We start from the raw sequence: 14,379 nt of genomic DNA, 5'->3' as shown, positions 1-14,379 counted from the left end.
AATTAAACACCTTCGTTTCATGTAACCGACTCACTGGTCAGCACATGAATAACCACGCAAAACGATCTAAATCACAATCTCCGCTCCGCGTGCAATCTCTTTCGGCATCGGATGCCCCTCAAGATCTTCCGCACACACCGCTGTCAGCTGACTGATCTCAATCACAGCTTCCACATTCTCATTCGAATCTCGCGGCACCTTCACCCCATATTGCTCTAACCACTTCGCCGCACGATTTGTCTGCATCTGCTTACTCGTCGCAGGCGAATCCAGCACACCCGGCCCGTCCGCATTCTTAATCGGTGCAAACTCATCCTCACGCAGCGTTTCATACACGATCGAAACATTGCAAAGCGGCAACGCATCAAACACAAACGTCTCAAGCTTCACACCATTCGGCTCACGCGGACTCACCGGCAGCTTACTCTCCATATCCATGTACGGCACCTTCTTGTCCGCACGATGGAACGGCAACATAAACCCACCCTTATTCAACTTCTCAACAAACCCAACACTCATCATATGAATCGCTATCGATCCGCCACAATATTTCAATTCACCCTGATCAGTCTTCTCAACCGCCAACTCTTCAGGCATATCCGAGTACTCAATCACGCTCATCCGACCATCGCTCAAGCAGAAGTTCCCAACCCTCTCAAAAGCATCACGCTTCTCAAGCATCTTCGAACTCATCTCCGCCCCATCCATCGCATGCAACCCAACAAACAACGGATCAATCAATCGAACCAACGGATTATCAACTTGTACATAACTAATCTGCTGAACCCCACGCTCACGCATATCCTGTATCGCGCCACTCGTATACAACGCCTTCAACGATCCACCATGACCATTCGGCGAAAGCGCCAGCGAATCAACACTCGCCATCAACACCTTACCCGTCTGACAGTCCATCGCCGGCATCATCGCCTGCGGGAAAAGCATGACGTCCTTCTCATCCAATCCCAAATAATCATTCGACTTAAAATAGTTCACCGTCTCCGCATGATTCAGCGGGCTCGTCATCACATAAAACGGCACACGGCAACCATATTTCTTCTGTACATTTCGAATGTAATCAGCAAAACATTCGAACAGCGACCGCTCACGGATCGGCGTCGCGGGATACATCCCCTTCGGCCCGCTAAATCCTAATCGTGTCCCCTGTCCACCAGCCACACAAAATGCCGCAACCCTACCCTCACCGATCAGCTTCTCACCAAGCTCTTTCGCCTCCGCATATTTACCCTTCAAATCTTCCGTTGGAACATACGGGTAATATGGCGCGGGCTCAATCGATTCCGCGATCTTCAACTCCGGATCTTTCAGCACATGCGTATCACGCAAACGCGCCACTTCATCCCAGTCGATTTTTTCGATCTGATCCAGGAGCCGTGACTTGCTCGATGGGTCCAATGAATTATAAAACGTCAATACATGCGCCTGCCCGATCGCTTCGAGTTTCGATAGCGCCGCCGCAAAACGTTCCTCAAACCTGCTTGCCTGATCCATGAATTAAAACCCCAGTAAAAACTTCTTGATGTTTCTGTCTAATCGTCGTTTGCACTACTCAGACAACAAGACACCCAATCACGTCCAGATAACTCCGAAAACGCAATTCCTTTTTTTACTTTTATTTCACACCACTCTGCCAAGTCGCACGTCCCACGAAGAACGGCCCCAGATTCTCCAAATACAGCGACGTCTGCTGCGTCTTCCGCATCCGCTGAACAATCGCACTGCACGGATGCAGCCGTTGACCCAATACACCAATCACAAAATCATTATCCTCACCGCCCATCCCATGACACGCAAGCCGTACATCCTTCGCATAACCACCACGGCCATACGCAAAACCAATCGCGCCATGCTCCCGCAAAATCCCCATCTGCTCTTTCTCATCAAGCTGCTCAAACGCGCCGCCCCTTCGCAGCGGATACCACACTGCCCACTTCCAATCTTCATCCATCACATATCGCCGTGGTCGATCAACCAGCCCATCCTCCAACTCCGCTTCATATCCCAAACTATACGACCGCCCAAACATCGTGTACTCCGGCACAAGCAACAGCTCATCAAACGGCCGCTGCTTCAACAAACCCCTCAACTCACCCACAAAAAATCCCTCATCCTCACTCATCGTCAACAGCCCCACACCCTGCGGATCATTCACATCTTCATACAAAACCGCCTGAATCCCCGACGCTTCAAGCGCCTTCACCAACTCATCCGTATCCAAACACCCCGTAAACACAAGCAACTGCATAAACAAACGACGATCCGTCGCCTGCCCGTTCGCCCCCTTCTCTCTCAGATCTGGCTTCTCTCCCCCCATCATCCCCCCCATCCCTTCTGGCATCCCACCAGGTTTGCCACCCGGCTTCCCTCCTCCACCAGAACCATGTTGAGCCGACCCGCCATGAGCTTCTCCATGCCCATGACCCATCTGTATATGATTGCGTTTCTCACTCATACCCCGAAGGATACCCCCCCCAACAACTCTCAGCAAATACAAAAATCACGCTAAAACCGCACTCACAAGACAGATTTACCCACTATCCCATACCCGCTTGCAGCAAACCCTAATGTTGTTCTGTTTCCAATATCAACCACACCATAAACCCACAATCAGCCTCAAAACGAAAACCATCTCACACCATTAATCCACATCATGATTCCCTTCTCCACATCACAGCGCACCCAACACCCCTGCCCCCACAACCGCCGCTGTCTCAATCCGCATCACGTGCGCTCCGCATGTCCACCGCACAAACCCTTTCGCTTCTGCCATCTCAACTTCTCCATCCGTCCACCCACCCTCTGGTCCAACCAGCAGCACCACATCATTCCCCCCACTTCTCCCCTCATCACTCAGCATCCCCTTCACCTCATCCAAACCCACACCCCCAAAATGCATGATCAGCTTCACCGCCCCCCCCGATCCCCCCTGCTCACCCGCTCTCTCCATCCCATCACCGATTTCACTCAGTACATCTTCAAACCTCACCACCTCACGCCGCACCTTCATCAACCATGACCGACCGCTCTGCTTGCTCGCCTCCACCGCTCTTGCCTGCAATTTATCCAACTTCCCCTGCCGCGGATCAACCACACTCCGCTCACTCGTCATGCACCAAACCTCATCCACCCCAAGCTGACCCAGCATATCAATCATCCCATCCACTCGGCTCCCCTTCGGCAGCGCCGTCACCACAATCAGTCCCCCCTGTTTTCTTTCTTGCACCCAGCCCTCACTCACCTCAACCACCATCCCCTTCTTACCGCTCACCACAATCTTGCCCCGCCCCACCTCACCTTCACCATTAAACACCTCCACCCAATCTCCCACACCCAACCTTAACACCGTCCGCGCATGCTTCGCCTGATCGCTTGGCAAATCACATGTTATACTGTCCGATAACACACTCTCCCCACCACCGCATCCCCCACTCTCCCCCTCATCACTTCCGCCCTCACCCCCGACATTCCCCGCAGGAATCTTAAAGTCAGGGCAGTAAAGCCTCGCTTTCACATGGTTTTTTCGCTGCTCTGCGTCCAATTTGTCTCTCTTCCCGGCTTTTTAGCCAATCCGGACTTCAGTCAACAATCACTCGTGCCGATATTTCCGGATGTAACGATCAGGCAAGGTCCAAAACAGCTCCCCATTGTAACCAACCATCGCTGTTTTCTCCGCCTTCGCCCGATAATTTGGAGCAGCAACCAATCGTGGCAGACGCGAATCCTAAAAAACCTGCCAAAGACATCTCCGAACTCGAGTCTCAACTCGATAGCCTTTTCGCGCGCATCGAAGAACAAGAGCCCGGCATCGTTCAAAGCGAATCCAATGCCACCGCCGCGCCAACCCCTCGCTTCCTACAGAAATCCGCCGAAGCCACACAAAAAAACCGCGAAAATCCCCCCCCTGCTTCCCCCCCTACCGCCGCAACTACTCCCACAGCCACGCCGACTCCCACCACGTCTTCCACACCCGATGCCCCTCAAGCCGCAACCTCCAAAACGCCAGAACCCGAAGCATGGAAACCCCCAACCCCCGCGCCCGATTCGCCCTCGCTTCCTGAAGATGAAGCCGAACGCATCATGCTCGAACAGCTCGCAGCCTCAAATCCTGAAATCGCCGCAGCCGCAACCGCTCCCCCCCCAGCTCCCCCTGAAACACCAAAAACACCCGAAGCAATTTCAGAAACAGCTTCGCAACCTTCAACGCCGCCCGTCTCAGATCTCGCAGCACAATTACTTTCACAAGCCAATGAGGCCGTCTCTTCAGTCAAGAAAGATGCCCCGCCCGCAACTGCGCCGACAACACAACCGCAACCCACCCCAGAAACGCAACCATCTAAAGCCGCAGAACCTGCCCCCGCACCCATGTCCGACCTGGCCAAGCAACTACTCGCTCAAGCCAGCGCCGCAGTCTCCGAACTTTCGACCGACCAACAAGCAAATCCCGCGCCTACAGCAACCTCAGAACCTGAACCCGAAGCTTGGAAACCGCCCACCCCCGCGCCCGGCTCACCTTCGCTCCCCGAGGACGAAGCTGAACGCATCATGCTCGAACAACTCGCCGCATCCAATCCCGATGTCGCCGCGATCATCGAACAAGACGAAGCCAACCAGATCGCCGCTGCCGAAGCCGCGAAAAACGCACCCGCACCACCAGCTCAGTCCGAACCTGAAGCCGACGAATTGCTCGACCCCATCGCCGCCCAAGGCGGCACCGCCGATCAAAACTTCATTGATGGCCTCATCGATACTCAAATCGAACGCACCATCGCCGCTGCCGACACCACGGCCCCGCCCGCTGAATCCGAACCTCCACAAACCATCACCGATGAAGATTTGCAGGGCGAATTCCTCGCACCCGAACACCTCGACATCCAGTCCGAACGCTCCATCGACCCCGCCGAACTCGTCAAACACCATCAAGCCGTTGCCGCCGAACAAGCCGAAGCCGCCAACAGTGAATCTCAAGATCAATCCCAAATCGATGATCTGCTCGCCGGCTCCTTCGACACACCCGAACAACTTCATTCCGAAATTGCTGAATCAACACCGCCTCCAGCCGAACAACCTGCCGAGCCTTCAGCATCTCTTGATCTCGATCAGCTCGCAGGCAAACTCGATTCGCTCGTCAGCCCAACCCCCGCCGCTCCTGCGGAGCCCACCGCAACAGCACAAGCGCCCGCCGAGCCCACTCCCGAACCGGTCGCCGCAGCCACCGAATCCCAAACCCAAGATCAATCCGACATTGACGACCTGCTCGCCGGCGCATTTGAATCCCCCGAGCAAGTTGCCTCACAGCCGCAAGCAACCACACCACAACCTGTTGCTGATGCAACACAACCCACACCCGACACAAATACCGAACAAGTCTCCATCGATGACATCGACGACATCATCGCCTCCGAAGCTCAAGACGCACTCGCTGAAACCAGCAACGCCGACGCACTCGCCGAAGTCATCGCCACCAACGCAACTGAAACACAAACCGCTCCCCCTCCATCGCCCGAAGAAGCGCAATCCATTGAGGTTCAAGCCCAAGCCGCCGAGCCAACCCACACTCAATCCTTCGCCTCACCATCCGAACTCTTCGGCGACGCCTCCGATGTACCCGATCAACCCGAAGAACCCGTCGATCCAGCCGTTCAACAAACCGGCCAAACATCACCCCATTCCTTCGCCGCCACCGCCGACGACGTCGCCCGCGAACTCGACCAAGACGCCGCACAATCTCAGCATTCAGCAAACACAGAGACATCAACCGATCTCGACAGTTCATCTAACAATCAGACCAGTGCCACACCCAAAACCTCACCCCTCATCAAACTCCTTGGCCTCATCAACTTCCCCGTCCTTAAACTCAACCCCGAAACCAATCAAATCGTTGGCTGGGTCGCCATCGTCGTCTTCATCTCCGCCCTCGGCCTCTGCCTCACCGGCCTCCTCACCTAACACATCTCCCTTTTTTCGACTCGTAACAGCTAAACCGCCACGACACAAAACACTTCCCTTTCTCTTGCTCCGCCGCACACAGCCCCACCTCCCTTCTCCTTACACACCTTTCAGCTTCCACGTTTTTTGTTCTACGATCTTCGTTATTCGCTATTCGTTATTCGTTCTACCTGCCACCCCTTTTTGGCTATAGCAAAACAAACTAACTAATAGATAGATAGTTCTATACTAAAAACGTCTCGCCCATCAAGCATGCCTCACAAATATTCTTTATTACTTACCAAACCCCCATCCCCCTCATCTCAAATCCACTTATTCCACACCGCCCATGTTCCTACCCCGGCAACTGATCTAAAAACCGCTTCAAAATCGCCGCAGCCGCGAGCGCATCCCGCCTCGCCTTCTTCTGCTTATGCGTCAACCCCGTCATCGCCATCTGCTCATCCGCCACCACACTCGTCATCCGCTCATCAATATAATGAACCTCAACTCCGCTTCTCTTTCCGATCGACTCCCCATACGCCATAATCTTCTTCGCCGCATCCCCAACCTCCCCATCCCTCCCCAGCGGCACACCCACCACCAACCCATCCGGCTCCTCCGCCTCAATCATCTTCATCAACAACCGCTCCCGCTCCACAGCACTCCCCGTCCGCACCACATCCATCGGCGTCGCAATCCGCAACACGTCATCCCCCATCGCCACACCCGTCCGCTTATCACCAAAATCAATCGCTAAATACCTCATCCTCATATCATACATCCCCCCCTCCATTTCATCCTCCCCATCCCATCACCCCCTTCAAATCCGCTTTGTTCCCCGCTCAGCCCTCTTTTATCCATCCTTACTCACATCCCTTCATCCCTCCGCACTGCCCACACACAAAACCATCCCCTCTCATTCAATAAAACGTTAAAATAGGCCCACGTTATAAATCGTACCCAATTAAAACAAAAAAATCCGGGAGATATCCCCCCCATGTTCAATGCCAACCCACTGCTTAAAGAAGAAACCTTCCGTTCGAGTGCCGACTCCTACGAGCACACCGACGTCATGACCGTCCAAGGCACCGCCATCAAAACCGGTATCCTGCTCGCCATCCTTACCGTCGCCGGTGCCATCACCTGGCAACTCACCTACAAATACGCCTCATCTGCAAACCCCAACGCCATCGCCGATATCATGCCCTACATGATGGGCGGTCTCATCGGCGGACTTCTCATCGGCTTCGCCACCATGTTCTTCAAAAAAGCCGCACCCATCACCGCACCCATCTACGCCGTCTTTGAAGGCCTCTTCCTCGGCGCTCTCTCAGCACTGGTCAACATCAAATACCCAGGCATCGCCATACAAGCCGTCGGCGCAACCCTTGGCGTCCTCGCCGTCATGCTCGCACTCTACTCAACACGCATCATCCCCGTCACCAACAAATTCATCGTCGGCGTCTCCGCAGCCACCGGCGGACTCATGCTCTTCTACCTCGTCGCATTCATCCTCGGATTCTTCGGCGTCGACATCCCCATCCTCAACATGAACAACGGCTCACCCCTCTCCATCGCCTTCTCTGGCATCGTCGTCGTTCTCGCAGCACTCAACCTCGTCCTCGATTTCCACATGATCGAACGATGCTCACAAACCGGCGCAAAAAAATACATGGAATGGTTCGGCGCTTTCGTCCTCCTCGTCACCATCGTCTGGCTATACATCGAAATCCTCCGCCTCCTCGCTAAACTCCGCAACCGCTAACCCCCCCCTCTTCCACACACATTCCCACATTCCCCATAACGACAACCCAAAACCAACAAACCCACACCCTCATCGGTGTGGGTTTTCTTTTCATCAAACACTTGATTAGAACAGTTTTCACACGTGAATTACCACGCAAAACGTACTTGACCCCTCAAGCCCATGACCGCCGGTCATGAGATGTTGTTCAACCACCCCCTAGAGCAAGTTGCATCATGATGTACCACATGCCCTGCGAAACAATCGGCAGCCGGCCTATGTAAATAATCTTCTCATACAACGACACACTGGTCACCGAACAGATCATCTCGCAAGACGCTCTAAACACCTTCAACTCATCTCACCTCCCACAAACCAAGCAATTACCGAGATTCTTTCTCTATCACTTCCACATTACCCTTCATAAGAAACCGTCTCGTTAAAGACGGTTCCTCAAATGCCTCGCAGATCCAGCAATTACCTACAAGGCTCTTTCTCCCACCGCCCCTTAGAACACGCTCTCCCAAGCGTGCCCTTCTCTTGCCCGTAGAGTGGCCTTGCCAATCGTACGATCCAAAGACGACTGACAAATGCTCTACATCATCCTCCCCCCCAAAAAAATCCCCTCTCCCAATCTTTCTCCCCGCATCCTTCCCACCCCTCGGTCTTCATTGCCCCTCAATCTTGATCCTCCTACGATCTCCCCCCGATTCAGTTATCCCTCCCCAATGCCCACTGAATATCCCCTCACTCACGAGTCCTCCCTACTTAATCTTCCTCCCCCGTATCAATCCATCCCACAGACCTTAGACCTCGGCAACGGGCACGCCAAAGCCAGAACAATGCAGAGCATTGAGCAGTTAAAATCCGATGACCTCACAACAACCAATCATGCAATACAGCAATCGATCGCCATAAGACAAATCAATACAGCTAGAACAGTTTGCACGGATATCCATAGGTCTTGTCAGTGCATGATAGCTGTAAAGGATCCATTAGATACCTTCGTTTCATGTTACTGACCTACCGGCCAACACATGAACAACCATGCAAGACACTCTAAACAATAGCCATGTCAAATAATCACAAATTGTACCCTAACGAGTCGTAAACCCTCCCCGTTCAAACAAACTCTCACATCAATCTATCTATTACATGGATAGATTGATACATGGAGCCGTGAACGCAGAACACATTGCATGTCCCTGATGCTTCCCTGATAAATCTCTAACCAGCATCAAGTGTGTGCAAGCAATCTTAGCTTGCACTTGTACGACTGTAATATAGTTATCAGCCACCCGAGGTCATCGCTTTAACCTTTTCTAATAATTCATCAGAAACTTCAGGCATCGGGTAGTGTTTTCTTAGAAAATCTCGAAGCTGTTCACTTTCCGCTATCCGGAAAAACGCAACTCGATCAAACTTCAGCGTCGCAAACGTCACCGCTCTCGCCAACCGCCTTCGGCTCGCAGCAATCAAAACCTCACCCGTCTCTTCCTGACGGATCGGCAACATCTCAAACTGCCACGCCTGACGTCTGTTAATCATCCGCAGCGCATCCGCATCAATCTCAACCTTATTCAGATCCAATGTCCCCGTCGTCCGGTGATATTGCTCCACCCACGCATTCTCAATCGACTCCACCGTCACATCAAACATCGTCTCAGCAAGCACGCCAAACGGCCTCTTCACCCGCTTCTGCTCCTGAATAATCTCAAATACCTGTTGCTCACTCAATACACCCTGTTCAACCAGAATCTCACCAATTCGTATAGGCCTTGGCATGTCGATCTCCTTTATCCGCCTCTGTCTTTTCCCATCTCCAGAGCAAGTTGCGTGATTATCTGGAACATCCGATTACTCAGAATTCAGCAGCCAACTCTTGTAATAGGTACCTTTTACGAAACGACCCTTTGGTCAACGATCCAGGTCATTTCGTAAAACGCTCTATAAATGCTGTCATCAATTCTTTTATCAGACAACAAACACAATCTTCATCTCCCCCAATCCCACCTTTCATCCTTCCGCACTTATCACATCGACAGCCGCGCGCGCAACATCAACCCCCCCTCACTTTTTCATCTCATTAATTCCTAACCATCCCCCTCCTCTCCGCATCGCCGACAAAACCCTCCCCCCCTGCCTTTCTTACACAACTTTTTTCGCACCACCCCTCAAGTCCATCCCCCCATCCGATAACCCTCATCCCCCCCTCATCCCCCCTCAACCACCTCTCCAACCACGCTCACCTGTCCATCACGCAATCACCTCTCGCAATACCTCATCCAACTCCTCTCGCCCTTCCGCCGCTGTGATCACCATCTCCCTCACCTTCTCATCGTAGTAATAAATCCCCATCGCCCGCACCGCCAGCTCCGCCGTCCGCTCATCCGCATCCTTAATCAGATCACACAAATACCCATACCCATCCTCATTCCGCAACATCGCCATCGCCATCAATATCGTCTCCCGCAACCCCGCATCCAGCTCCTTTTCAAAACTTCTCACCAACCATTCCAATCCTTTCCCATTCCGTGACTGCCCGATCGCCAGCGCTGCGCACCGCCTCACCTCATCATCCCCCCCCTCATTCCCCCCTTGCTTCCCACCCTCACCACCAATCAAATACCTACCCACAAAATCCAGCCCACTCGCCGAATTCACCGCCAAAATCGAGCCAAACAACTCACTCAGAACCTCCCCATCTTCCTCTCCGCACAGCACCCGCAACCTCAGCAGCGGCTCGCCCACCGCATCACCCCAATCCCCCAATAACCGCGCAGCCCCCACACGCACCTCCCTTTCCTCATCACCCAATAGCATCGCCAACTCATTCATCACATCTCCATACCCCACCGCCATGAGCCCGTTCACCCCCGCGCATCGCAATCCCCCCGCCGTATCCACGCGGCCCCCCCACACCGGCTCCATCTGCCTCCGCCTCGCCGCATCCAAATACAAGCTCTCCACCCAAACAGCCCCCTCCCTTAGCGCATCCACCACCGCGATCTTCGCCTTGCACCCCGGATCACTCTTCACCGCATGCTTGCAAAACCGCTCATACGCCTTCACTAACTCGTCACTCAGCTTTTCGCTCACCCCTCGCTTCACCACCACCTCCGCCGCCTTGGCCACCACAAAATTGCTCCTATGCTTCAGCCCCCCCTTTAGCGCGTTCAACAACGCATCCGCCTCAACCTGGCCCTGCCCCAATGCACTAATCTCCGCCAGTTCCGATTCCAGATCATTTCGCTTCATCCCCTCACCATACCCACCTCCCCATTCAACCGCTACCCAATCCGCATCCCCGCATGCCACCCTTATGTCACCCACCTCCACATCCTCCCCACTTCTCCCCAACTTCCTTCTCCTTCATCGCCACCCCACTCACACAATGCGAATCAACACCCCATCGTCTTCGTAAACATCGCCAACAAACCGACCTTTATCCCATCACCTCCTCAACCAATGCACCCAAAACCTCCTCACTTCTGCCCAGCAAGCACCAATCCACCCCGTCACTTAAAGCAGTCCGCTCCAAATTCACCTCCACCGTCACCGCCCCTCGCCGCTTCGCCTCATCCATATACCCCGCCGCCGGATACACCACGCCGCTCGTACCCACACTCAGAAACACATCCCCCTCCTCTAAACTTCCCACTGCCTCATCCGCCGCCCTCACCGCCTCCTCCGGCAACATCTCTCCAAACCAGACAACCCCCGGCCTCATCATCCCCATCCCCCCCCTGCTTCCGCCCTTGCTTCCCCGATTGCTCTCATGCCCTTTTTCTTCATCTTCTCTAATCCACGGATAGCTCGGCAAATTCTCCTTCCCATCGCACAACACCTCTTCACCCGTCAACTCATCGCGCCACACAAGCAAACTCCCATGCAATTCCACCACCGTCTCACTCCCCGCCCGTTGATGCAACCGATCCACATTCTGTGTCAACAAACAAAACGCACCACCCTTTTTCTTCATCAAATCTTCTAACCGCACAAGCGCCCGATGCCCCTCATTCGGCTCACACCCCAACACCATCATCCGCCTCATGTCATACCACTCGCTCACCAATGCCGGATCCTTCGCAAAAGCTCCCGGCGTCGCAAGCGCCATCGGATCATACTTCGCCCACAACCCCGTTAAAGCATCCCGAAACGTTGGCACCCCACTCCCCGCGCTCACCCCTGCCCCCGTCAATACCACAACCTTCCCCCTTCTCCCAGAAGTCGCTCTCCTTAAAACTTCAATCAACCTACCATCTATCTTATGATTAGCCATGATTATCCGACTCTTTAACAACTTTCATCACACGCTCACTGACAATTTCTGATTTTTCATAATACCCCACCAACAACTTTCGCTCTCAATCACAACTTTACCTTCAACTTCATCCTCCATCTAAAAAATCGATCACATAACTCCCTATCAACCAAATTGAAATTGAGTCACACCCGTCGCCGGAGGACGCGTTTGTGCGCACGATTATTTTCTCACGCGCGCATCGGTGCGCAAAATCGGTTGTGTAAAAGCTGTGTTTTTAGATGTTTCCTCACTAAAACAGGCCAAACCTTGGCTATTACTAACCAAAGTTTGTGATTCTTTGACGATTTCAAGCGACTTCAAAATCCGATCTTATCACCTGCAATCATAAGTCTTTAAAACTGTTTTGATCAGATTTGAGCGCATTTGTGCGCGCCGGGATTTTTTGATTTTTGCGTTCAATCCCCACACAAAACGTGCGCACACACTTGTCCAAATTCTGAACAATCAGCGTACACAAAAAAAAGACGCAGACCCGAAAGCCTGCGTCTTAGATATTCATCTTCTAATCAATGATTAGCGTTTTGCTGTCTTCTCAAGCACGTCGATTTTCTCAACACTGATCACGTTCAGCTTAAGCGACTGATCAAAGCTCTGAGAGCCAACAATGCCCACCAATCGGCCCAATGTCGCGCGACCATCCACCAATTGGCCTGGCTTCACATACGCTAACGTACGATTGCTCGCCGGATCAACCAAACGGTACATCCGAGGCAACGTCGAACCGTCATACACCGCACTGGCGAGCAATTGCCCCACAGCGTCATACTCGATCACCGGCACTTCTTCTTTTTTAACCTCAACAACCACAGGCTTTTCCGCTTCCTCAATCGTTGCCAGCAACGACAACAAATCCTTGTTGTGCTTGAGCGCTTCAAGGCGAAGCTTGATCACTTCCTTATCGATCTCGCTGACACTCTTCTTAGCAAGCATCTCCTCATAAGCCTTAATCATCACATCCAGCGGCTGATCTTCGAGCTTCTTCTTGGTTAGTTCCTGCATCTTCTTCTCAAGCGTTTCAAGCTCCTTGGAGATGCCGGACTCATCGAGAATCGCGCCTTTGCTGCCCGCGATGTACTTCACTTCGTCTTTGTTCGTTTTAACTTGCTCGGTCTGTTTGCTGAGTGTCAGGCCAGTCGTTTCGGCGGGTTTTACAACCGGCGTGGTTCCGGCAGGTGTCGCAGCAATAACCTGACCTTTAACTTCAGTATTAGCAGCAGCTTGAGCTTCTGCGTTTTTCTTCGCTGTCGCCTGCTTTACGCGTTCAGCAAGGCTGAGGTTCGATGCTTTAACGGGCGTTTGCTTCACAGCAACTGGCTGCTGAGCCTGCCTAGCTGCTTCTTCTTGCTTCTTCATCTGCAACGCAGTTGAAACGGATCGCAACGCGCCAGGCTCGATGAAGACGGTTGCTTCTTCCGGAGGAACAATCTTGTACAGGCTGCCAAGCTCGCCAACGATGCGGACTGTATCTCCTTCATTGAGGAGCAGTTGCACACGGTGATGATCGCTTTCCTTGCCGTTCATCATGCCAGCTTTAACTTCGGTGCCGTTGGAATTGACGACACCAACCTTGGGATCGCCCTTCATGTCGACATAAGCCTTGGACACGTAACTATAAACGCTGTCTGTACATTTAATCCGGTACCAGCCATACACGCGGCCGATGACGGTGACTGTATCGCCCTTCTTCAGCTCACCCACTTTGTAGTAAACACGCTTGCCCGCCCCACTCATGACATCGACTTTGTCCCAATTCACCTCGGCGAGGTACGGGCCATCTTCTGCCCAGACAAAACCCATCATGGCAACTGCCATAATCACAAATAAGCTGTATCCGCTGAGTCTCTTGAGTCGATTCATCTGACCATCTCCGCATTGTCTGCGTTTATATTTCTAAAGCTTTAATTTCATGGGCTTTATACGCCCAGCCCCGTCCCAAGTTATCTCCCAGCCCCCCTGATCCTCTCAGTCCCCCTCGATCCCAAGCCGCCTCCAATCCTGCGACTGCCCAAAATGGTTAAATCCCCCAAATTCTCATTTGAACACCCTTTATCCCTTTTATTCGTGAAAGCGTCAAGGGCGGTTCGCCCTCAGAAGCGCATAAGTCACTTCATACGCGTATTTTCAGTTTATTATCGACCTTTTAGACCCAAGTTAATCAGTGATGCCCTATAACTCGCTAAAAATGGGGGTTTCGCTTCCCATGCGACTCCAAATCATCAAGGTTAAACACACATTTTGATGGTCGACCCATATGAAGCATTGCAGTCTATATAGACGCGGGATGTCGTGAGAATGTTTCGGCAAATCTGCCGTGGCTAGGTGAAGCGAGTTGTACGATGATCTACGTTTGAGCTAAGTC

Annotated in this window: 10 protein-coding genes; 2 read left to right on the top strand and 8 right to left on the bottom strand. The window is 52.9% G+C overall.

Translation table 11 applies throughout. The features are described from left to right. Nucleotides 1–66 precede the first annotated feature (66 nt). From KS4_RS01415 to KS4_RS01400, 3 genes are all read right to left on the bottom strand, one after another. Nucleotides 67–1,512, bottom strand: a complete 1,446-nt coding sequence (locus KS4_RS01415) for a UTP--glucose-1-phosphate uridylyltransferase (RefSeq protein WP_145073536.1) — start codon at nt 1,510–1,512, stop codon at nt 67–69. Nucleotides 1,513–1,633: 121 nt separating this feature from the next. Continuing rightward, nucleotides 1,634–2,473, bottom strand: a complete 840-nt coding sequence (locus tag KS4_RS01410) for a chlorite dismutase family protein (RefSeq protein ID WP_200761454.1) — start codon at nt 2,471–2,473, stop codon at nt 1,634–1,636. A 216-nt stretch (nt 2,474–2,689) separates the two neighbouring features. Then, a complete protein-coding gene (locus KS4_RS01400; protein WP_145073533.1) occupies nt 2,690–3,559 on the bottom strand; it encodes an RsmE family RNA methyltransferase in 870 nt (289 codons plus the stop codon). A 167-nt stretch (nt 3,560–3,726) separates the two neighbouring features. Here KS4_RS01400 and KS4_RS01395 point away from each other — a divergent pair, with 167 nt between their 5' ends. Then, nucleotides 3,727–5,967 (top strand): hypothetical protein, encoded by a 2,241-nt coding sequence (locus KS4_RS01395; RefSeq protein ID WP_145073530.1) that lies wholly within the window; start codon nt 3,727–3,729, stop codon nt 5,965–5,967. A gap of 334 nt (nt 5,968–6,301) precedes the next feature. Here KS4_RS01395 and ruvX read toward each other — a convergent pair whose 3' ends face one another. Then, entirely contained in the window at nt 6,302–6,730 is a 429-nt protein-coding gene (gene ruvX / locus KS4_RS01390; RefSeq protein ID WP_200761453.1) for a Holliday junction resolvase RuvX, read from the bottom strand. Between the two features lie 216 nt (nt 6,731–6,946). Here ruvX and KS4_RS01385 point away from each other — a divergent pair, with 216 nt between their 5' ends. Then, nucleotides 6,947–7,714 carry a Bax inhibitor-1/YccA family protein gene (locus KS4_RS01385; protein WP_145073524.1) on the top strand — a complete coding sequence of 256 codons (768 nt, stop codon included), beginning with the start codon at nt 6,947–6,949 and terminating at the stop codon, nt 7,712–7,714. Nucleotides 7,715–8,983: 1,269 nt separating this feature from the next. On the opposite strand, the gene KS4_RS01380 is transcribed toward KS4_RS01385, so the two are convergent. The 4 genes from KS4_RS01380 to KS4_RS01365 form a co-directional block, all read right to left on the bottom strand. Continuing rightward, nucleotides 8,984–9,478: a GspE/PulE/PilB domain-containing protein gene (locus KS4_RS01380; RefSeq protein WP_145073521.1), complete on the bottom strand. Its 495-nt coding sequence runs from the start codon at nt 9,476–9,478 to the stop codon at nt 8,984–8,986. 471 nt (nt 9,479–9,949) lie between these two features. Beyond that, nucleotides 9,950–11,026, bottom strand: coding sequence for a HEAT repeat domain-containing protein (locus tag KS4_RS01375; protein ID WP_145073518.1), 1,077 nt, complete (start codon nt 11,024–11,026; stop codon nt 9,950–9,952). A 112-nt stretch (nt 11,027–11,138) separates the two neighbouring features. Beyond that, nucleotides 11,139–11,975 carry a Sir2 family NAD-dependent protein deacetylase gene (locus tag KS4_RS01370; protein WP_145073515.1) on the bottom strand — a complete coding sequence of 279 codons (837 nt, stop codon included), beginning with the start codon at nt 11,973–11,975 and terminating at the stop codon, nt 11,139–11,141. A gap of 558 nt (nt 11,976–12,533) precedes the next feature. Then, nucleotides 12,534–13,877 carry an SH3 domain-containing protein gene (locus KS4_RS01365; protein WP_145073512.1) on the bottom strand — a complete coding sequence of 448 codons (1,344 nt, stop codon included), beginning with the start codon at nt 13,875–13,877 and terminating at the stop codon, nt 12,534–12,536. Nucleotides 13,878–14,379: the final 502 nt, after the last annotated feature.

Origin of the sequence: Poriferisphaera corsica (assembly GCF_007747445.1) — a bacterium.
Lineage (GTDB): Bacteria > Planctomycetota > Phycisphaerae > Phycisphaerales > Phycisphaeraceae > Poriferisphaera > Poriferisphaera corsica.
This window is presented reverse-complemented; position numbering and strand designations above follow the sequence as displayed.